Source organism: Pseudomonas sp. B424 (genome assembly GCF_055408345.1).
The window spans coordinates 19,723-39,040 of sequence record NZ_JBUZTL010000003.1 but is presented as its reverse complement, the minus strand read 5'-3'; the positions used below and the strand labels follow the sequence as shown (position 1 = coordinate 39,040).

16 protein-coding genes and 1 pseudogene are annotated in these 19,318 nt (G+C 55.3%); 9 read left to right on the top strand and 8 right to left on the bottom strand.

The genetic code is table 11. The features are described from left to right. The first annotated feature begins 80 nt into the window (after window positions 1-80). The gene (locus ACZRMS_RS04835) at window positions 81-2,003 is read left to right on the top strand and encodes an acetyl-CoA hydrolase/transferase C-terminal domain-containing protein (protein WP_463994348.1); all 1,923 of its coding nucleotides are present in this window, start codon (window positions 81-83) and stop codon (window positions 2,001-2,003) included. A 115-nt stretch (window positions 2,004-2,118) separates the two neighbouring features. Here the strand turns inward: ACZRMS_RS04835 and ACZRMS_RS04830 are convergent, their stop codons facing one another. Together ACZRMS_RS04830 and rep are read right to left on the bottom strand one after the other, a co-directional pair. Next, window positions 2,119-2,691: a xanthine phosphoribosyltransferase gene (locus tag ACZRMS_RS04830; RefSeq protein ID WP_048361393.1), complete on the bottom strand. Its 573-nt coding sequence runs from the start codon at window positions 2,689-2,691 to the stop codon at window positions 2,119-2,121. 56 nt (window positions 2,692-2,747) lie between these two features. Then, window positions 2,748-4,757, bottom strand: a complete 2,010-nt coding sequence (gene rep / locus ACZRMS_RS04825) for a DNA helicase Rep (protein ID WP_463994347.1) — start codon at window positions 4,755-4,757, stop codon at window positions 2,748-2,750. Window positions 4,758-5,018: 261 nt separating this feature from the next. Here rep and ACZRMS_RS04820 point away from each other — a divergent pair, with 261 nt between their 5' ends. After that, window positions 5,019-6,689 (top strand): putative bifunctional diguanylate cyclase/phosphodiesterase, encoded by a 1,671-nt coding sequence (locus ACZRMS_RS04820; RefSeq protein WP_463994346.1) that lies wholly within the window; start codon window positions 5,019-5,021, stop codon window positions 6,687-6,689. Window positions 6,690-6,711: 22 nt separating this feature from the next. Here the strand turns inward: ACZRMS_RS04820 and ACZRMS_RS04815 are convergent, their stop codons facing one another. Beyond that, window positions 6,712-8,112 carry a NorM family multidrug efflux MATE transporter gene (locus ACZRMS_RS04815; RefSeq protein ID WP_463994626.1) on the bottom strand — a complete coding sequence of 467 codons (1,401 nt, stop codon included), beginning with the start codon at window positions 8,110-8,112 and terminating at the stop codon, window positions 6,712-6,714. Window positions 8,113-8,267: 155 nt separating this feature from the next. Between ACZRMS_RS04815 and ACZRMS_RS04810 the strand changes: the two genes are divergently transcribed. Beyond that, window positions 8,268-9,188, top strand: coding sequence for a LysR substrate-binding domain-containing protein (locus ACZRMS_RS04810; RefSeq protein WP_463994345.1), 921 nt, complete (start codon window positions 8,268-8,270; stop codon window positions 9,186-9,188). A 10-nt stretch (window positions 9,189-9,198) separates the two neighbouring features. Here the strand turns inward: ACZRMS_RS04810 and ACZRMS_RS04805 are convergent, their stop codons facing one another. Next, window positions 9,199-9,957 (bottom strand): ATP-binding protein, encoded by a 759-nt coding sequence (locus tag ACZRMS_RS04805; RefSeq protein ID WP_463994344.1) that lies wholly within the window; start codon window positions 9,955-9,957, stop codon window positions 9,199-9,201. Between ACZRMS_RS04805 and ACZRMS_RS04800 the strand changes: the two genes are divergently transcribed. From ACZRMS_RS04800 to ACZRMS_RS04785, 4 genes are read left to right on the top strand one after another with little or no spacing between them, the layout of a single operon-like run. Further along, a complete protein-coding gene (locus tag ACZRMS_RS04800) occupies window positions 9,907-10,566 on the top strand; it encodes a TnsA endonuclease N-terminal domain-containing protein (protein WP_153403999.1) in 660 nt (219 codons plus the stop codon). The genes ACZRMS_RS04805 and ACZRMS_RS04800 overlap by 51 nt on opposite strands. Before the next feature lies 1 nt (window position 10,567). Then, window positions 10,568-12,460 carry a Mu transposase C-terminal domain-containing protein gene (locus ACZRMS_RS04795; RefSeq protein WP_153404002.1) on the top strand — a complete coding sequence of 631 codons (1,893 nt, stop codon included), beginning with the start codon at window positions 10,568-10,570 and terminating at the stop codon, window positions 12,458-12,460. Next, window positions 12,457-13,347 carry a TniB family NTP-binding protein gene (locus ACZRMS_RS04790; protein ID WP_153404005.1) on the top strand — a complete coding sequence of 297 codons (891 nt, stop codon included), beginning with the start codon at window positions 12,457-12,459 and terminating at the stop codon, window positions 13,345-13,347. The genes ACZRMS_RS04795 and ACZRMS_RS04790 overlap by 4 nt, the downstream gene beginning before the upstream one ends. Beyond that, window positions 13,347-14,501 (top strand): TniQ family protein, encoded by a 1,155-nt coding sequence (locus ACZRMS_RS04785; protein WP_153404008.1) that lies wholly within the window; start codon window positions 13,347-13,349, stop codon window positions 14,499-14,501. Before ACZRMS_RS04790 ends, ACZRMS_RS04785 begins: the two co-directional genes overlap by 1 nt. Here the strand turns inward: ACZRMS_RS04785 and ACZRMS_RS04780 are convergent. After that, window positions 14,493-15,026, bottom strand: a pseudogene (locus ACZRMS_RS04780) (IS66 family transposase); the annotation flags it as partial. The gene ACZRMS_RS04785 and the pseudogene ACZRMS_RS04780 sit on opposite strands and share 9 nt — an antisense overlap. 222 nt (window positions 15,027-15,248) lie before the next feature. Beyond that, complete coding sequence (locus ACZRMS_RS04775) at window positions 15,249-16,025, bottom strand: SIR2 family NAD-dependent protein deacylase (RefSeq protein ID WP_153404013.1); 777 nt, start codon at window positions 16,023-16,025, stop codon at window positions 15,249-15,251. A gap of 226 nt (window positions 16,026-16,251) precedes the next feature. Between ACZRMS_RS04775 and ACZRMS_RS04770 the strand changes: the two genes are divergently transcribed. Both ACZRMS_RS04770 and ACZRMS_RS04765 read left to right on the top strand, forming a co-directional pair. Further along, entirely contained in the window at window positions 16,252-16,764 is a 513-nt protein-coding gene (locus ACZRMS_RS04770) for an HAD domain-containing protein (RefSeq protein ID WP_153404015.1), read from the top strand. 100 nt (window positions 16,765-16,864) lie between these two features. After that, on the top strand, window positions 16,865-17,197 hold the full coding sequence (locus ACZRMS_RS04765) for a DUF2790 domain-containing protein (protein WP_153404018.1): 333 nt from the start codon (window positions 16,865-16,867) through the stop codon (window positions 17,195-17,197). Window positions 17,198-17,609: 412 nt separating this feature from the next. Here the strand turns inward: ACZRMS_RS04765 and ACZRMS_RS04760 are convergent, their stop codons facing one another. Together ACZRMS_RS04760 and ACZRMS_RS04755 are read right to left on the bottom strand one after the other, a co-directional pair. Next, entirely contained in the window at window positions 17,610-18,077 is a 468-nt protein-coding gene (locus tag ACZRMS_RS04760; RefSeq protein WP_153404022.1) for a DUF411 domain-containing protein, read from the bottom strand. Window positions 18,078-18,364: 287 nt separating this feature from the next. Further along, window positions 18,365-19,297 carry a copper resistance protein B gene (locus ACZRMS_RS04755; RefSeq protein WP_082149386.1) on the bottom strand — a complete coding sequence of 311 codons (933 nt, stop codon included), beginning with the start codon at window positions 19,295-19,297 and terminating at the stop codon, window positions 18,365-18,367. Between the last annotated feature and the right edge of the window lie 21 nt (window positions 19,298-19,318).

Genomic DNA, 19,318 nt, shown 5'->3' with positions numbered 1-19,318 from the left:
CCCGAAGCCCCTTGCTCTTTGCAACCAAGACCGGTCAGTCTCTGTCACATCTCTATACACGGATGGTTTTGGAGGGTCAGATGGTGCAGTCCTGTTCGATCGAGCGCGCAGTCGATGATGTGCTGGCGCGCCTGCCGATGCATATTCACCTTGGCCTGCCTCTGGGCCTGGGCAAGGCCAACCGGTTCGTCAACGCCTTGTATCAGCGGATCAAGCAGCTGCCCGAGCGGCAACTGACGATCTACACCGCCCTGAGTCTGGGCCGCCCGCCACTGGGGGACGGTTTGCAACGACTGTTTCTGGAGCCTTTTGTCGAGCGGGTATTTGGCGACTACATCGAACTGGACTATCTCGCCGACCTGCATCGCAACCACATGCCCGAGAACATCCACGTCGAGCAGTTCTTCATGCAGCCGGGTAGCCTGCTCAACAGCCCTGCGGCCCAGCAGGATTACGTCAGCAGCAATTACAGCCACGCGGCCCGCGATATCAATGCCAGCGGCCTCAATCTGGTAGCGCAACTGATTGCCCGCGACCCGCAAGATGCACGGCGCGTGAGCCTGAGCTGCAACCCCGACATCACCCTCGATTTATTGCCCATGATCGCCAAGCGCCGAGCCGCGGGCGAAACCATTCTGATGCTGGGCCACGTGCACAGTGACTTGCCCTATATGCCCGGCGACTCAGAACTCAATGCCGACGACTTTGACTACCTGATCGACGACGATGAGCGCACCACGCTGTTTTCTACCCCCAACATGCCCGTGACCCTGCAAGACCACTTCATCGGCGTGCACGCCAGCACCCTGATACGCGATGGCGGCACATTGCAGATTGGTATCGGCTCTATGGGGGATGCCCTGAGTGCTGCCTTGCTCGCGCGTCATGGCGACAACGAGGGCTATCGCGCCTTGCTCGACGCAATCGATATCACGCCCTGGCGCACGCTGATTGAGCAGCAGGGCGGGGTCGAACCATTCGCCCGGGGCTTGTACGGTTGCAGCGAAATGTTTGTACACGGGCTGATGGTGCTGGCGGATGCCGGGATTGTGCGACGCAAGGTCTACCCCGATGCCGAGCGGCAAGCGCAGGCCAATGCGGGCACCCTGGACGAAAGCCTGCACAGCGACGGCGTGAGCATCCACGGCGGCTTCATTCTCGGCCCGCAGAGCTTTTACCAGCGGCTACGGGAACTGCCTCACAGCAAGCGCGCCGAATTCAACATGACCGCCATCAGCTACATCAACGAACTGTTCGGCCAGGAGACGCTCAAGCGCCTGCAGCGGCGCGATGCCCGCTTCGTGAACAGTGCCTTCACCGCCACCTTGCTCGGCGCTGCCGTAGCCGATCAGCTGCAAGACGGACGAGTGCTCAGCGGTGTCGGCGGGCAATACAACTTCGTCGCCCAGGGCCACGCGCTGCATGACGCACGCTCAGTGATCATCCTGCGCAGCTGGCGTGAGTCGGGCGGTGATGTGAGTTCCAACATCGTCTGGGAATACGGCCATTGCACCATCCCTCGGCATTTGCGCGACATCGTGATCACTGAATACGGCATCGCCGATTTACGCGGCAAAACCGACCGCAACGTGATCGAAGCGCTGCTCAATATCAGCGACTCGCGCTTCCAGAGCGAACTGATCGCCCAGGCGCAACAAGTCGGCAAACTGCCCAAGGACTTTTGCCTTGATCCACGGTTTGCCGACAACAACCCGGAACGCTTGCAGGGGATTGCCGCGAAGCACCCGCACTTGTTCCCGGAGTACCCGCTGGGCAGCGATTTCAGCGCGCAGGAACAGGACCTGCTACGAGCGTTGAACTGGCTCAAGAGCAAATTCAAGCTCACGCAGATTTACCAGCTGGGCAAGGCCACGCTGGACGCGCCCTCGCCGCAGGCATTCCCTGAACACCTCACGCGCATGCAGCTGCCCAAGCCTGACGGGCTGCGCGAAGAGCTGTATCAGCGCTTGCTGCTGGCGGGGTTGCAAGCAACCAAACGCTGAATGTAGCCGCTGAGGAGCGAAGCGAGGATGCGATGGGCAACGCAGCGGCCCCGGCTTTTGAAGGCAAGGTCCTGCGGCACTTATCGCAGCCTGCGGCAGCGGCTACATAGCGGGCTTACTCGATAAAGGTCACTTTACCGCCTGCCAGGGATTTGACCCGGGCCAGGGATTCTACGCGGTAGCCCTGTGCGTCCAGCTCGGCCCGGCCGCCCTGGAACGACTTCTCGATCACGATGCCCAGACCGGCAACGGTAGCGCCGGCTTGTTTGATGATCGAAATCAGCGCCTGGGACGCCTTGCCGTTGGCCAGGAAGTCGTCGATCACCAACACGCGGTCAGTGCTTTGCAGGTGACGCGGGGAAATCGCAACGGTGCTTTCAGTCTGCTTGGTGAACGAATACACCGTGGCCGACAGCAAGTTTTCAGTCAGGGTCAGGGACTGGTGCTTACGCGCGAAAATCACAGGTACACCCAAGTTCAAGCCAGTCATCACGGCAGGGGCAATACCCGACGCTTCGATGGTGACGATCTTGGTAATGCCCGAATCCTTGAACAAACGCGCAAACTCGTCGCCAATTTCTTTCATCAGCGCTGGGTCGATCTGGTGGTTCAAAAAGGCATCAACCTTCAAAACCTGATCGGAAAGCACGATGCCTTCTTCGCGAATTTTCTTGTGCAGTGCTTCCAACGTAACGTCCTCAAATAGCGCTTATGCGCTGAAGGTAGAGTAAAAAATAGTCGATTCTAGCGTTTTAACATCGCGCGTATATCGGCCAATGCCGTATTTCCGCGAACCGCCTTCACTTCGGTGGGGGTATCGTCGTTGCCTTCCCAGGCCAGATCGTCCGGTGGCAACTCATCGAGGAAGCGACTCGGCGCACAATCGATGATCTCGCCGTACTGCTTGCGCTTGGCGGCGAAGGTAAAGGCCAGCGTCTGACGGGCACGGGTAATGCCTACGTAGGCAAGACGCCGTTCTTCTTCAATGGTATCCGCCTCGATGCTGGAGCGGTGCGGCAGGATTTCTTCTTCCATGCCCATGATGAATACATAGGGAAATTCCAGCCCCTTGGAGGCGTGCAAGGTCATCATCTGCACGCCTTCAGCACCGTCTTCCTCTTCTTGCTGACGCTCAAGCATGTCACGCAAGACCAGCTTGCCGATGGCTTCCTCGATGGTCATGGCCCCGTCTTCGTCTTTTTCGAGGGTGTTTTTCAACGCCTCGACCAGGAACCAGACGTTGGACATGCGGTAGTCCGCCGCTTTTTCGCTGGAGCTGTTGGTGCGCAGCCAGTTCTCGTAGTCGATGTCCATGATCATGCTGCGCAGCGCCGCAATCGGATCTTCACCCGAGCATTGTTGCCGCACGCGGTCCATGAAGCGCTTGAAGCGCGCCAGACGATCGGTGAAACGAGCGTCCAGATGTTCACCCAAACCAATTTCATCGGTGGCGGCATACATCGAGATTTTGCGCTCGGTGGCGTAGTTACCGAGCTTCTCCAGCGTGGTGGAACCGATTTCGCGACGCGGGACGTTAATCACCCGCAAGAACGCGTTGTCGTCGTCCGGGTTCACAATCAGGCGAAAGTAGGCCATCAAGTCTTTAACTTCCTGACGCCCGAAGAAGCTGTTGCCGCCCGACAAACGGTAGGGAATCTGATGGTGCTGCAGCTTCAACTCGATCAGTTTGGCCTGGTAGTTACCGCGATACAGGATCGCAAAGTCGCTATAGGGCCGGTCGGTGCGCAGGTGCAGGGTAAGAATTTCGACGGCTACGCGCTCGGCTTCGGCGTCTTCGTTGCGACAGCGAATGACCCGGACTTCGTCGCCGTGGCCCATTTCGCTCCACAGTTGCTTCTCGAATTCGTGGGGGTTGTTCGAAATCAGCACGTTGGCGCAGCGCAAAATGCGGCTGGTGGAGCGATAGTTTTGCTCCAGCATCACCACTTTCAGGGACGGATAATCGTCCTTGAGCAGCATCAGGTTTTCCGGGCGGGCACCACGCCAGGCGTAGATCGACTGGTCGTCATCACCTACCACGGTGAACTGGTTGCGCGTGCCAATCAGGTATTTGACCAGCAAATACTGGCTGGCGTTGGTGTCCTGATATTCGTCCACCAACAGGTAACGCACTTTGTTCTGCCACTTTTCACGGATGTCGGCGTGCTCTTCGAACAGCTTCACCGGCAGCAGGATCAGGTCGTCAAAGTCCACCGCGTTGTAGGCCTTGAGCGTGCGCTGATAGGCGGTGTAGACAATGGCCGCCGTCTGCTCTTTAGGGCTTCGCGCGTTTTCCAGCGCTTGCGGCGGCAGGACCAGGTCGTTTTTCCACGAGCCGATCATGTTCTTGATCTCGTCGACCCCGTCGTCGCCCGAGTATTCCTTTTGCATGATGTCGGTCATCAGCGCTTTGACATCGGCCTCGTCAAAGATCGAGAACCCTGGCTTGTAGCCCAGCCGCGCATGCTCCTTGCGGATGATGTTCAGCCCCAGGTTGTGGAACGTGCACACCGTCAAGCCGCGACCTTCACCCTTTTTGAGCAAAGTGCCGACCCGCTCTTTCATCTCGCGAGCAGCCTTATTGGTAAAGGTCATGGCGACGATGTACTGGGCACGGATGCCGCAGTTCTGGATCAAGTGCGCGATTTTGCGGGTAATCACGCTGGTTTTGCCCGAGCCCGCGCCGGCGAGCACCAAAAGAGGACCGCCGACGTAGCTCACGGCTTCTTGCTGCCGGGGATTGAGTCGGGACATGGCGAGATTAGGGGTCGTTTATAAAAAGGGCGGGCATTTTAACAGGATGAGCAGATATTGCTGCCTCTGTGCGACGGTGTGACACGCACATCATCTAAATTTGCCGCTTTTGTCAGTTTCGCGCAGGATGCCAAGCGTATTGGCGGCTACCGTAAGGTTTATGCTGCAAATAAGTACTTGATAACCAATATCATTTGCCGTTGGTTGTCGGCACGGCATAATGCCCATCGCCTGATATTTTGCAGAGTCTAGGGAGCTAGCTTGTCTACGCCTGTCGAACCCTTGCGTTTGCTGCTACTGGCCGAAGAGCCATCTTGGGCAGCGTTATTGCGCGAGTGTCTGAGGCCTATGGGAAGCACGGCCGTCATCATTTGCGCGCCAAGCCGGGAGTCTGTCAGCCATCTGTTCGAGAACGATCGAAATGCGCTGCTCCTGACCACCCCGGCTCTGCAGCCTTCAGCGGGCCGCTGTCGCTTGCCCACTGTTTTGTTGCTCGACACTGAGCCTGCAGCGGCGCCCCAAGGTGTCAGCGACTGGCTGGTCAGCAGCACCCTGACAACCGACGTGCTGCGTCGCTGCCTGCGGCATGTACGCGAACGCGGCGTGCTGGAACACACGTTGCTGCGCCTGGCCGAAGAAGACCCGCTGACCGGCATCGCCAACCGCCAGGGCTTCCAGACCCTGCTGGCCGTACGCCTGGCCGAAAGTGACGGCCGCGGCATCGCCCTCGGGCACCTGGACCTGGACAACTTTCGACACGCCAACGACGCGTTGGGCCATCAGGCCGGCGACCGTTTGATCCTGCAAGTGGTGGCGCGTCTCAAAAGCCAGCTTGAAGCCGGCGACCAGCTGGCCCGGCTGGGCAGCGATGAGTTCGCCCTCCTGATCAACACCCATCGCGCCCCGGAGCGGGCCGAATGGATGGCCGAGCGCATAACCGAGGTCATGGCAGAGCCCTACTGGGTCGATGGCGAAAGCCTGCTGATCGGCTGCAGCCTGGGCATCGCCCATGCACGGGCCAGCGCCGGGGCCGACCCGTTGATGTGGCACGCGCATATCGCCATGCAACAGGCCAAAAGCACCCAGGGCTGCACCTTTCATGTGTTTAACGAACGCATCAATCGCAATGCCCGCAGCCTGGCCGACCTCGAAAGCGAGCTGCGCAGGGCCCTGCGTCGTGACGAACTGGAACTGCATTACCAGCCGCGCCTGGATCTGGGCACGGGCCAGATCGTCGGGCTCGAGGCGCTGGTTCGCTGGCGTCACCCCGAGCGCGGCTTGCTCGCACCCAGCGAGTTCGTGCCGCTGGCCGAGCAAAGCGGGCTGATCGTGCCACTGGGTTACTGGGTCATCTCCCGGGCCCTGCGCGATATGCAGGCGCTGCGCGAACGCGGGCTGGAGCCGTTGCATATGGCGGTCAACCTGTCTTTCCGCCAGTTCCAGGACAGTCAGTTGCTCTCGACCCTCAGCCGCCTGATTACCGAACGGGGGGTTGAGGCGCAGTGGCTGGAGTTCGAACTGACCGAAACGGCCGTCATGCGACGCAGCGATCTGGTCAAGCAAACCATGGATGCCCTGGGCCGACTCGGGGTGCGCTTTTCGCTGGATGACTTCGGCACCGGCTTTTCATCGTTTGTGCACCTCAACAGCCTGCCGATTGCGCTGCTCAAGATCGATAAAAGCTTCGTGGGGGGCATGGAAAGCCGCGAAGAAAATCGCAAGCTTGTCCACGCCATGATCAACCTGGCTCACAACCTCAAACTGGAAGTGGTCGCCGAGGGCGTCGAAACCCCCGAGCAGCTTGCTCTTTTGAGGGCATTTGGCTGCGACCAGGTGCAGGGCTACTTAATCAGCAAACCGCTGCCGCTGGCAGAGCTGGTGGAGTATTTGACCTTTGGCGCCCAACAAAAGGTGATGCCGCAGGCAATCTAGGCCTGCGGCTACAGGTCGTGCGTCACGCCGCCTCTAGCGCCGCCGTTTTCGCCGCCTTGCGTTCACGTTTGAGCATGCGCCGCACTTTCCATTCGAATGCCAGAGTCAGGCTGATCGCCGCACAGGCCAGCCCCACCGCCAGCCCCCACCAGACACCGGACGGGCCCCAGCCAAAGGTAAAGGCCAGCATCCAGGCCATCGGTGCACCAATCGCCCAGTAGCAAAACAGCCCGACCAGAAAGGTGGTCTTGGCATCCTTGAGCCCGCGAATCGCGCCCATGGCGATGGTTTGCGCACCATCGAACAGCTCAAACCATGCGGCCACTGCCAGCAGGCTGACGGCCAGTTCAAATACCGGGCGGAATGCCGGGTCGTTGTAATCCAGAAACAAGCCCACCAGTTCATTTGGCCAGAACAAGAACACCACCGAAAACCCGAGCATCACAAATGCGCCAAAACCGATACCGACCCGGCCGGCCAACCGCGCCCGCAGCAAGTCGCCGCCGCCATAATGCTGACCGATGCGCATGGTGATCGCGTACGACATCCCCGCCGGTACCATGAATGCCGTCGACACGATCTGCAGCGCGATCTGGTGCGCCGCCAATTGGGTGCTGCCCATGGTGCCCATGCACAGCGCCGCGAAGGCAAACAGCCCAACCTCCACCGCGTAAGTGCCCCCAATCGGCAGGCCCAGACGCCACAGCTCCCGCAGGTAAGTCAGATTGATCCGCGACAGGCCTTTGCTGATTGGATACGCGTCGTAGGCCGGGTGGCGATGGATATGCCAGGCCAGACCCAGTGCCATGCAGGTCGCCACAATCGCCGTCACCAGACCGATGCCCATCAACCCCAGTTTTGGCAGGCCGAACATGCCGGTAATCAGGGCGTAATTGAGTAAAAAGTTGGCCACGGTGCCGATCAGGCTGATCACCATGACCGGCATGGGCCGGCCCATGGCGCTGGTAAAACCGCGCAGGGCCATGAAGGTCATGTAGCCGGGCAGGGCAAACGGCAGCAGCATCAAAAACTGCCCCGCCATTTCAACGTTGCTCGGGGTTTGCCCAAACAGCAGCAATATGGGTTTGATGTTCCACAACATGATCGCGCCGCCCAGCGCCAGCGCCCACGCCAGCCAGATCCCCGCCTGGGTCAGACGGGTCGCGCCTTCAATATCGCCCGCGCCCTGGCGAATCGAGACCAGCGTGCCTACGGCCGCAATCACACCGATACAGAAAATCGACACAAATGAGTAGCTGGCGGCCCCCAGGCTGCCGCCTGCCAGAGCCTCGGGGCTCAAGCGCGCCATCATCAGGGTGTCGGTGAGCACCATCAGCATGTGAGCCAACTGCGAAGCGATCAGCGGCCCTGCAAGCCGCATGATGGCCTTGAGTTCGATACGTGCAGGATGCTGTTTGGTCATCTGTTCTATTTCTATGGGTGCGTTGAAGGGCTTGATTCTCGGCGCGTTGAGTGTTTTAAGCAAAGGGATAAAAACGATCATTGGCATGATTAAAACTCATGCTAAAGCTGATTCGGCCAAGACCACACATCCGTTTCACAACAGGACAATTCTCCATGTCTCGTAGTCTTCCTCCGCTTTATGCCTTGCGCGCCTTTGAGGCTGCGGCTCGCCATAGTTCGTTTACGCGGGCGGGCGAAGAGCTGTCGATCACCCAGAGTGCCGTCAGCCGCCATATCAAAACCCTGGAGGCGCATTTCGCCTGCCGATTATTTCAGCGCAATGGCCGCAGCCTGCAACTCACCGAAGCCGCCCGCCTGCTGCTGCCGGGTGTTCGCGAAGGCTTTGCCGCCCTGGAACGGGCCTGCACTACCTTGCGCGCCGAAGATGACATCTTGCGTATGAAAGCCCCTTCCACCTTGACCATGCGCTGGCTCCTGGCCCGCCTGAGCCGCTTTCGTCACTTGCAGGCCGGTAACGAGGTGCAACTGACCAGCGCCTGGATGGACATCGACCATGTGGACTTCAACCAGGAACCGTTCGACTGCGCCGTGCTGCTGAGCAACGGCCACTTCCCGCCTGACTGGGAGGCCACGCTGCTGTTCCCGGAGATGCTGATCCCGGTCGGTGCCCCCAACTTGCAGGATGAACACCCCTGGGACGCCAAGCGACTGGCCGCCACTGAGTTGCTGCACCCCACGCCTGATCGCCGGGACTGGCGCCGCTGGCTTGACTGCATGGGCCTTGGCGGCCAGGTGTCGCTCAAGGGCGGGCAAGTCTTCGACACCCTGGAGCTGGGCATGATTGCCGCTGCCCGGGGCTATGGCGTATCGATGGGCGACTTGCTGATGGTGGCCGAAGACGTTGCCCAGGGCCGCTTGAGCCTGCCGTTCAAGGCCGCGGTGGCCAGTGGTGAGAATTATTATCTGGTCTGGCCCAAGACCCGTCCCGGCGGCGAGCGCCTGCGGCGTCTCAGCGACTTTTTGCAGCATGAAGTCGCTGCGATGGAACTGCCGGTGGTGCAGCGGTTGGGGTAAGCCGGCCCCATCACCCGCTCACCGGTCGATACTGCAATGCCTCTGCCAGGTGCTTGCGCTCAATGCTCGCCGCCTGCTCCAGATCCGCCAGGGTGCGCGCCACCTTGAGCAACCGGTGAGCGGCCCGAAGTGACAAGGTCATTCGCTCACAGGCCGCCTCCAGCCATGCAGTGTCGACGTCACTCAACGTGCATTGGGCCCGCACGCCTGGCAGGTCGAGAAAAGCATTGGCGCAGCCCTGGCGTTGCAACTGGCGCTCACGGGCCGCGGCCACCCGCACGGCCGCACTGGCCGTGGTGTCGTCCGGGGCGAGAGGGTGGTTGAGGGCGGTGCTTTCGCGGGCCACGGTCAAATGCAGATCAATGCGATCGAGCAAAGGGCCAGAGAGTTTGTTGCGGTAACGCTGGATCTGTTGCGGGGTGCAGCGGCAGCGGCCCGTGGGTTCACCCAGATATCCACAGGGGCAGGGGTTCATCGCCGCAACCAGCTGGAAGCGCGCCGGAAAGCGCATGCGATCCCGGGCACGGGCGATCACGATAAAGCCTGACTCCATGGGCTCTCTCAACACTTCCAGCACCTTGCGGTCGAACTCGGGGAACTCATCGAGAAACAACACCCCGTGATGGGCGAGGGTGATCTCGCCGGGTTGCGGCTTGGAGCCGCCTGTAAAACCTATTAATAAATGAGAATATAGAGAAAATTCTAGGGATATCTGCGAATGAAGCGCGAAGTCAAAAATCAGCCTGTCCGAAAAATTGGAGTCAAGCATCGGAGCGTGAGAGGCACTGTTCCCAAAATGGGGCAGTATGAGTCCACGCTGGAACGAGATTTGATGGAGCTGATTCGATTTAATCCGACTGTTCGCAGCTTCCTCGCACAGCCTCTGACTATCGAATATAGAACGGCCGATGGCGGGAAGCGCAAATTTACGCCAGATGGACTCATCCATTTCAACGAAGGTGAGCCCCAGCAGCCATCGGTGCTCTACGAGGTCAAGTTTAGAAGCGATTTTCGTGAGCAGTGGAAAATCCTGATGCCAAAATTTCGGGCAGCTAAGGCCTATTGCGCCCTGCGAGGCTGGCGGTTTCAGGTCTTCACTGAGCGCGAGATCAGAACCCCTTATTTGACCAATACAAAATTTCTTTGGTCGTTTCTGGATCGGACTCCTTCTCCAAGCGCGGCTGACCGATTGATTTCTGCTCTTGCCGAGCGAGGAGAGGCCACCCCTGAATCTATATTGATTTACCTATCGCAAAGCACTGCGAGCAGAATCGAGCTGATACCGGTGTTATGGCACCTGATTGCCGTGGGCAAAATAGGGTGCGATCTAGAAAAGCCGTTATGCATGGCTTCCAAAATTTGGAAGCTGGAGGATTGATATGAAGACGTTGGTCCCAGGTCAGCTAGTGTACCGGCATACAGACGCAGCGGTGCTGATTGAGATTAAAGGGCTCACGGAGGCAATTGTCCGAATTTTAGAAACTGGAGCAACTGAGTTGGTTCGTGTGAGTGATTTATCACTTAACCTGCTGAGCACAAAATCAGCAAAGTCGCCCTTGCTGCTCAGTAAAAGCGAGGAATGGAATAAGACTGTTAGCCGGTTCGAGATAATACGCCCTCTTTTGAACAGCAAGGGGCGAGTGGCGGAAGATGTGAAAAAAGTTGCAGATGCTTCGGGAGTAAGTGTCCCCACCATCTATCGCTGGTTAAAAAAATATAACGATAAAGAACTGGTGTCTTCCCTTGCGCGCGCCGAACGTGCGGATAAAGGCGGGCGACGCTTGAACGAAGAAGTCGAATATATTATACAAGATAAAATTAAGAACTTTTACCTTACGAAGGAACGACCTAAAGTGCCTAACCTCTGCAATGAGATTAGTGTCGTTTGTCGTGCAGCGGGATTGCCATCACCCCATTTAAATACAATATATTTTAGAGTAAAAAATATTGACAAGGAAACGCTGACTCGGGAGCGTTATGGTTCTGAAAAGGTCAGAGATGATCTTACTCCGCATCGCGGTAGTTTTCCTGGGGGGGATTATCCGAATGCTGTTGTCCAAATTGATCATACACCAATGGATATCATTATCGTTGATGAAACACATCGATTACCGATCGGTCGTCCGTATCTGACCATTGCTATAGATGTGGCGACGAAGATGCTTACCGGTTTTTACTTGACACTAGACAATCCAAGCGCCATGTCCGCTGGCTTGTGCATAGCTCATGCTGTACTGAGAAAAGAAACGTGGCTTGCCAAACGGGATATTCTCGCAGACTGGCCTATATATGGCAAAATGACAAAGATTCACGTTGATAATGCCAAGGAGTTTCAAGGGAGCATGCTCAAGCGAGCCTGTGATCAACATAATATAATCCTTGAGTTCAGACCTAGAAAACAGCCTAACTATGGCCCGCATGTGGAGCGTGCATTTAGAACGTTCATGCAAGAAACTCACACTATTCCAGGCACGACATTTTCTAATGTAAAATCAAAGATGAAGTACGACTCTGAGAGTCGTGCTTGTATGACTTTAGAAGAGCTTGAATTGTGGTTTACTGTGTTTATAGTTTATCGGTATCACCATAAGGCTCACGCTGGGATAAACGATGTCCCTCCAATAAATATTTATAACAATTTCGTCCATGGTACGGAAACTCAGCTTGGGGTGGGCCTGCCATTCCCTGTGCAGGACGAGGAAACCTTTCGGCTTGACTTTACTCCTTATGTGGAAAGGACGGTTCAGCAAAGCGGGGTTTTGATAAATTATATCAATTACTATTCACCGGTTCTGCGGAAATGGATTGGTGTTACAGATCCACTTTCAAAAAAATCTCGCAAATTCGTATTTGCTTACGACCCTCGGGATATTAGCTCAGTTCATTTTCTAGATCCTGATACCCATACCTACGTGCAGATCCCATATCTGAATAGTGCTCACGCTGCCATAAGCCTCTGGGAATTGAGAGCTGTAGTCAAAAAAGAAAAGGAGAACCCGCATGCGCATATTAATGAAGACATGATATTCAAAGGCGTCAAAATTATGCGGAACATGATAGACGAGGCCATCGAGAGAACCCGCCTGGCGAAGCAGCGGCGCTCCTCTGAAAAAAGAAGTCTAAGACGCAAGGAAAAAATGAAACATTGGAGTGTCGTCCAACAAAAACGAGCAGCTATGAACCCATCAATTGACAAGATTAGCGAGTCAGATTTTTCTGAAGATGACATTAAGCCATTCGACAACATTGAAGTTGGGAAGTTTTCAAGATGACCACATACGCCCATTTACATCCTAACACCTTAGGGTGTATCGAGCTCGACGGGCAGTCTCGTCTTCGTTGGCTCGATCAGCCTCGCTGGATTGGCTATCCCCGAGCGCTTGATACATTGAGCAAGCTCGACCGGTTATTGAATTTCCCTCGGCAGACACGAATGCCGAATATGCTTCTGATTGGAAGTAGTAACAATGGAAAGTCAAATTTAATCAACTATTTTTATGAGCGCAATCGCCCACAGGAAAATCCAGAAGGTGAGAATATTGTTTGTCCTGTGCTGAGAATTGAGTCGCCATCGACTCCATCTGAAACAAGCATCTACTCTGAAATTCTCATTCACTTGTATGAAAGTGTCCCACGCTCATCACTAGATATTAAACGTCTGCGAGCGATTAGGGTGATGAGAAAAGTGCAGCTAAAAATTCTGATTATCGACGACTTGCACAATATGCTTGCGGGCTCGTCCGTGAAGCAACAGCAATATCTTAATATGCTCAAATATCTGAGCAATGAATTGCAGATTTCAATTGTTGGTTGTGGGACAGGTGATCTCCTGCGGGCTGTGAGTATCGACCCACAGATCCAGAACCGCTTTCAGCCAGATTTTTTGCCCAAATGGGAAATGGACAAGGAGTTCAGGCAATTGTTGGCGTCGTTCGAGCGCCTGCTTCCGTTGCGTAAGCCTTCTGGGCTACACGAGGCACGTTTAGCAGCTAAAGCGTTAGCAATGTGTGGTGGAACAATTGGTGAGCTCTCACTGCTCCTGAACGCTGCCACCGAGCATGCAATCATTACAGGAACCGAGCAGATCACGATGGAGGTGATGAACGAGTGTCGCTACATTCCGCCGGATGAGCGAACTCGGCTGGCATCGAGGATCTGATGTTGCTCCCTGTTCACCCTCAACCACGTCAGGGCGAACTACTTTCGTCCTGGATGGTGAGGTTGGCATTCTCAAACGTATTTGCGCTGCACACCTTTTATTTCAGTCTGCTGGAATACAAGGCACCGATCTGGAACCGGGATATCGATCGGCACCCTCCACCAGCGCTACTGGAGGTTTTGAAGAATCACACTCAGCAATCGGAGCTTGCTATCCAATCCATGACTCTCAGTTACTACGAGGGAATGTTGTTCGAAACGTTGCCCGTCTGTGGCGATGCAATTTGGTTGTTGCCCGCAGGTATCTATCACCGCACTCGGCGCCGGGAGGGAATGCAATTCTGCCCTTTGTGTCTTCAAAGTGATTCCGAGCCCTTCTACCGGCGCGCTTGGCGACTCGCATTCTGTACTGTCTGCCGAGAACATAGCTGTCTAATGCTGCAGCACTGTCCTTACTGTGAGTCTCCCGTGGCCTTTCATCGCCATGGAATGGGGTGGCTTAAATCCCCCGCGCCTTTTTCGATTCGCTTATGCCACCACTGTGGTTTCGATCTGGGAATGGCCAAGCCAGCACAAGTTAGTTGGCCCGATGCGCAATCCCGAGAGCTCATGTGTGACATGCTGAATATGCTGGAAGGAAACGCGTGGAGCGGTGGGCCGCTCGCTCTGTGCTCCAGCTTATCATTTTTCAATGGGCTGCGAATTTTGCTCGGCGCCATTGGGGGACGTAATGGTAAAAGGGTTCGGGCGGCTCTTTGTGAGCGTCTGGGTTTGAGTTTCGACATTGAGCCGAATCGGGATTTTGAGTACCAGAGCACGATCACGCGCTTTAATTTGCTGACAACCGGCCTGTGGCTAATCTCGGACTGGCCATCACGCTTTCTGGAAGTTTTCCAGGGAGAGGGTTTCACTCGGTCTCGTTTTAGCGACAACCTTCATATTCATCCGTACTGGCTGCAGCTTCAAGTTGCACGTCACCTAGACACGAGGCCATACCTTCCGTCGTATGAGGAGGTCGTTGCAGCCGCTAATTACCTGTTCGTCAACAACATCGCCGTCACCACCGACTCCCTGGGTGGGTTGATGGGCATCAAGAGGGATGTTGCACGGCGGGCGGTTGTGCTTTGGAAGGCCAATTATGGGCCTTCCCTTTAAAGCCCGACGCTTCAGCAAACTTTGGATCGCCGCCGCCCGTCGACTCGCGCGCTCTGACCCGGTAAACAACCAGTTTTTCATACCGACAACGATCGGCCGAATGACGGTCTCGACGGGGTTATTATCAATGGGCAAGTTACCGCTCAGTGCGTAGCGCGACAGTGCCGGCCAGCGCTTGAGGCTTGTTTCTTGAGCGCGCAGTTGTTGCCGCTGTTCTGCGTCGAGTTTCCTGCCGCGCCCTTCAATCTCGTAAAGCTCGGCGATCCTTCGCAAGGCCTCTGCGGCCACTGAGCTCTGATTGCTCGCATGCAACTCGAAGAATCTGCGCCGCGCATAGGCCATGCAGCCCACTTCCGTAATGCCAAGACCAAACAACGCTTTGTAACCGGCATAGTCGTCGACCACCATATGACCTTTCCAGCCCTTCAGGAACGCACGCACATACTCTCCGCTGCGTCCGGGCTGATAGTCGAACACGGCAAGGCCTAGCCCGTCATCCAGGTCGTTGCTGCGATAGCACCACAATATCCTGTCAGAACCTCACCTAGGGTGGGTATTTATTGAAGAGGCAGATCTGGTCGTTGACCTATCCGTGCCTGAGGCAATCCTGCATCGGCGGATGCTCGGCCAGAATCGCTCTATAATTCCTTATAAACCTTATTCGTAAGCGTCCGGCAAACACGCCTTCTGACGCCTAGTGGTCGAATGGGCAGTGCACAAACGCGTGCTCGAAACGCAGCGTAAAGCTCAAGTCCCCTGAAACTTACCAGTCTCTATCCTTTCGAGCAGCATCGGAAGTACTTCGGCTGCAGCCCCCACCAGCATGAACTCCTTCTGCCCACCCATTGAGACGTCAGCCTTATTCACATGAATGACTGAAGCTCCAGATGCCAACGCAAGATCGGGAAGGCCTGCGGCAGGCATGACGATCCCAGAGGTGCCTACTGAGATCAAAAGATCGCAATCCTTCACCAAGAGCACCGCGGCCTTCCAAGCTTGGGGCGGTAAATGCTCTCCGTACCAGACCACCGCAGGACGCATTTTGCCGTTACAGCGCAGGCACCTAGGAGGCTCGATCAAAGCGCCATTATCTGGCACAGCTGATTGATCTGGTGGTGCAACTGCGGACCGATGGCAGGCGAAGCACTTGGGCATTACCAAACTGCCGTGTAAGTGCACAACATCCAACGACCCGGCTCGCTCATGAAGGTCGTCAATATTCTGGGTGATAACAGAAACTTGGCGTTGTGAGTCGGCCATGCGGGCTACCGCAAGATGTGCCGCATTTGGCTCTGCTTGAGCTACTCGGAGTCGCCGCCATAGATACCATCCCCATACCAGTGCTGAGTTTTCCCTAAAGGCCTTGGCCGTCTCTAAATCCCTCGGATCGTATCCTGCCCAGATTCCAGAAAGTTTTTCGCCGTACGTGGGGATACCACTATCGGCGGAGATACCCGCTCCAGTGAAAAAGACCACCTTCTTGGCTTTCTGCAGTACGTCTACAGCTTGCTCTATGACAGTCATTGTACCAATCTTCTCCTACCTTCCCGCTTTGCGCTTCAAGGAGCTGTAGTTGAGCATTATTTAGCTTATGGCGCGGCTCTTAAGCTTTTCGTGGATACCCTATCTCATGTGTTTAGGTCAATAACTCCGCTCCCGCCGGAAAAAACCGGAAAAAGCAAAGTGAAAACACGCCATACCCCATCGGGCCCAAGCTGTTTGGAGAGGGCCATTCACGGGAGTAACCCCAATGCCGAAGAATACGCACATCCTTTTCCTTGATTTTGATGGCGTCTTACACCCCGACGCCGTCTACTTGAGTCGCCAAGGGCCGACACTGAAGGCCGAAGGTACCCTTTTCATGTGGGCACCGATTCTTGCCCGTCTACTCGATGATTTTCCAACCACATCCCTGGTATTGAGCACCAGTTGGGTCCGGCATCTTGGCTATAAGCGAGCACTTTGCTATCTGCCTCGCGAGCTGCAAGAGCGAGTTATCGGTGCCACGTGGCACAGCTCGATGGCTAAAGGCTGGACGGATGAAAATCAATGGGACGGAAAGACAAGATACGACCAGATCTGCCGCTACGCTGCCCGATCACAGCTACGGCACTGGATTGCCCTTGATGACGATGTCCAAGACTGGGCAAAGGGCTCGGCGCAACATCTAATTGCCTGCGCACCAGACCTTGGACTCGGCTCCACCCAGACACAAACAGAGCTGCGAAAACGTTTGGGGGAAATGTGCTCACAACAAGGTTGATCTCACAATGCCTGACACATAAGTAATATTCGCGGCAGCTTTCTGAAAGGTATGATTCCTTATCCTCTAGTCAGAAGTAAGTGAGCACTAGGAGACAATCATGAAAGTATTTAAAGCATTTTTTACCATTTCAATATTGGCCTTGTCGTCTTTGGCAATAGCTGAAGGAGGTGGTGATCGCGTTTACGGTCGGATGATGCAAGAGAACCAACAGGCGATGGAGCAGTACGCCTTGAAAAACGGGAAGTCTAACCCTGAAATTGTTCATTATAAATATGGTATGGACCTAGATATTCATAAGGTCGTCAGTATGACGCAAGCCAATATAAACTGTGCTGTTGCGCCTTCGCGTATGACCTTTGAAGATTCGGCTGGCAAGCTCAACACTGTAGAGTACAGAGTTATGGGTACTAACTGCCCACACGGAAGATAGACTAAGGTAGCCATGGTAGGTTCTCTGAAGCGCATGTGTTTAATGGTTGCCAAGTAACGACGAGTGCAGACATTTTCGAATCTTATTTGGATTGGGTTCTATTTGTTGCTGAGTAACCACTGCCACTCCATTAACGAACGCTAGCTAGCAACAAATGTTCGCTTACCAGATACACCCCATCTCTGTGTTTCTCCTTTGGTTGTGGAGATGGTTTAGGCGCCCTAGTGGCGCCTTTTTTATGGTGTGTCACCCATACGGCTACAAATGCTCCATAGCTTTTTGCCAACTTTCAGGTGGGTGGTTATAGCCAGTGCGGAGTCCGTCTCAGTTTTGATAGTTCATTAGAATAAGCACTCCGTCACTTGCATGATCAAGGGCAGTGACCACGCAAGAATTAAGGAAAGTTTGAAAACTAGTTTGCCGGGTATTCGGCAATCACTTGGTTAATACCTGCTTTGCTCAGGCCAATGACCTGATAAGTATCCTGCTTTCCACCGACCTCCATACCAGGCGAGCCTGTCGGCATGCCAAGTACAGCAATCCCGATAAGGTCGTCGCGTTTGATCAAAGCAACTATTTGCTCGGCAGGTACATGGCCTTCAACAAATTTTCCGTTGATCATAGCGGTGTGGCATGACGAGAGACGCGGAATAACACCCAAGTCTTTCTTGACTCTGCTCATGTTGGTTTCTACATGATCAACGACGGTGAAACCGTTGGCGTCAAGGTGCTCCATCCACTTCTTGCAGCATCCACAGTTAGCGTCACGATGGACGTTGATCGTCAGCAATTCTGTGGCATGACCTGCGGAACTGATAAACAGAACCGAGAGTGCAGCGAGGCGCAGTGCCCGACCAGGACGAAAAATGTTATTTCGCATGGGTATGTTCCTTCCCATCAGCATGGGTATGATTTTTTGGCTAAGCGGTCGGAGTTGAAGACGCGTCATGTGAAGCCTCGCCCCCCTAAGGATGGGTATGTTGGGTACTTTCATCTTGAGAAGGTGCTGCTACCTCACCGTAGTCGCTGTCTCTCGCCATGATGGTCCTCTGCTTCGGTTACCTCTTCGGCTGCATCTGCATGAAGATATCCAGAGGGAGCACCTTACCGGCAGCTACTATTGCGGCGAACACACCAGCAGAGGTCAATGTTTTTCATGTCATGCACTCAGAACCACATCCGAATACCGGCAACAAATCGAGCCTCGCTGGTCCTTTCTCCTTCATCGCTCGCCAGGTCGGCCGTCTTGCCGTAGGAGCGGTTCCAGCTAACTCCAATGTAGGGGGCAAATTGGCGAACAATCTCGTAACGCAATCGCAACCCTACTTCGGTGTTAGCCAATCCAGACCCAATGCCACGCTGAGGATCATTTTTCCCGTATAAATTTACTTCGGCTGTAGGCTGCAAGATCAGGCGATTGGTCAGCAGAATGTCGTAGTCGCCCTCAAATCGAGCAGCGGTCTGACCGTTCTCACCGATGTAGGCAGTGGCTTCGGCTTCAAAGTTATACAGGGCCATGCCCTGTATACCGAGCGCTCCCCAAGTTTGTGGCGACCCGGGCTTGAAGTCTTGCCGTACGCCGGTGACGACATCCCACCACGGACCGATGGCGTGTCCCCAAAGTGCGGAGAGTTCAGCGCTTTCCGTTACACCATTGGTACGTTCGCCTTCCGAGCGCAACCACAATCGGTCAACGTCACCGCCGATCCATCCTTTCGCATCCCAGGCCAGTGCACTACCGTTATCAGCATCCTGGTACTCAAACTTATCCAGCAGCATGAAGGAGTTGAGTTGTTTGTCGTGGACACCATGACCTGCCACATCTGGAAAGGCGGCTGCACGGTCAGCGTCGGTAAGTACAGGGATCGGGGTTCGACTCGTGGCGGTCGCTCCTCCATCCATGCTTTCCATACCTTCCATTTCCCCGTCGTCCATGCTCATCTTACTGTGATCCATAGACCCCATCTTGCTGTGGTCCATTGAACCGTGATCGGGCTTAGTTTCGTTTGCCGTAGTTGCAGGTTTGTTAGTTGCTTTCGCAGTAGATGAATGATCACTACTATCTTCTCCTGCCATCACCACAGAAGAGAGTCCGCCCATCAGACCAACGGCAAAGAGGCA

What these genes read in the sequence shown, in the direction of transcription:
- ACZRMS_RS04835 (WP_463994348.1), top strand. Translation starts at nt 81, where the DNA reads ATGGTGCAGTCCTGTTCGATCGAGCGCGCAGTCGATGATGTGCTGGCG.
- rep (WP_463994347.1), bottom strand. Translation starts at nt 4,757, where the DNA reads ATGTCCCGACTCAATCCCCGGCAGCAAGAAGCCGTGAGCTACGTCGGC.
- ACZRMS_RS04815 (WP_463994626.1), bottom strand. Translation starts at nt 8,112, where the DNA reads ATGACCAAACAGCATCCTGCACGTATCGAACTCAAGGCCATCATGCGG.
- ACZRMS_RS04810 (WP_463994345.1), top strand. Translation starts at nt 8,268, where the DNA reads ATGTCTCGTAGTCTTCCTCCGCTTTATGCCTTGCGCGCCTTTGAGGCT.
- ACZRMS_RS04800 (WP_153403999.1), top strand. Translation starts at nt 9,907, where the DNA reads ATGAAGCGCGAAGTCAAAAATCAGCCTGTCCGAAAAATTGGAGTCAAG.
- ACZRMS_RS04805 (WP_463994344.1), bottom strand. Translation starts at nt 9,957, where the DNA reads ATGCTTGACTCCAATTTTTCGGACAGGCTGATTTTTGACTTCGCGCTT.
- ACZRMS_RS04795 (WP_153404002.1), top strand. Translation starts at nt 10,568, where the DNA reads ATGAAGACGTTGGTCCCAGGTCAGCTAGTGTACCGGCATACAGACGCA.
- ACZRMS_RS04790 (WP_153404005.1), top strand. Translation starts at nt 12,457, where the DNA reads ATGACCACATACGCCCATTTACATCCTAACACCTTAGGGTGTATCGAG.
- ACZRMS_RS04785 (WP_153404008.1), top strand. Translation starts at nt 13,347, where the DNA reads ATGTTGCTCCCTGTTCACCCTCAACCACGTCAGGGCGAACTACTTTCG.
- ACZRMS_RS04775 (WP_153404013.1), bottom strand. Translation starts at nt 16,025, where the DNA reads ATGACTGTCATAGAGCAAGCTGTAGACGTACTGCAGAAAGCCAAGAAG.
- ACZRMS_RS04770 (WP_153404015.1), top strand. Translation starts at nt 16,252, where the DNA reads ATGCCGAAGAATACGCACATCCTTTTCCTTGATTTTGATGGCGTCTTA.
- ACZRMS_RS04765 (WP_153404018.1), top strand. Translation starts at nt 16,865, where the DNA reads ATGAAAGTATTTAAAGCATTTTTTACCATTTCAATATTGGCCTTGTCG.
- ACZRMS_RS04760 (WP_153404022.1), bottom strand. Translation starts at nt 18,077, where the DNA reads ATGCGAAATAACATTTTTCGTCCTGGTCGGGCACTGCGCCTCGCTGCA.
- ACZRMS_RS04755 (WP_082149386.1), bottom strand. Translation starts at nt 19,297, where the DNA reads ATGGGCGGACTCTCTTCTGTGGTGATGGCAGGAGAAGATAGTAGTGAT.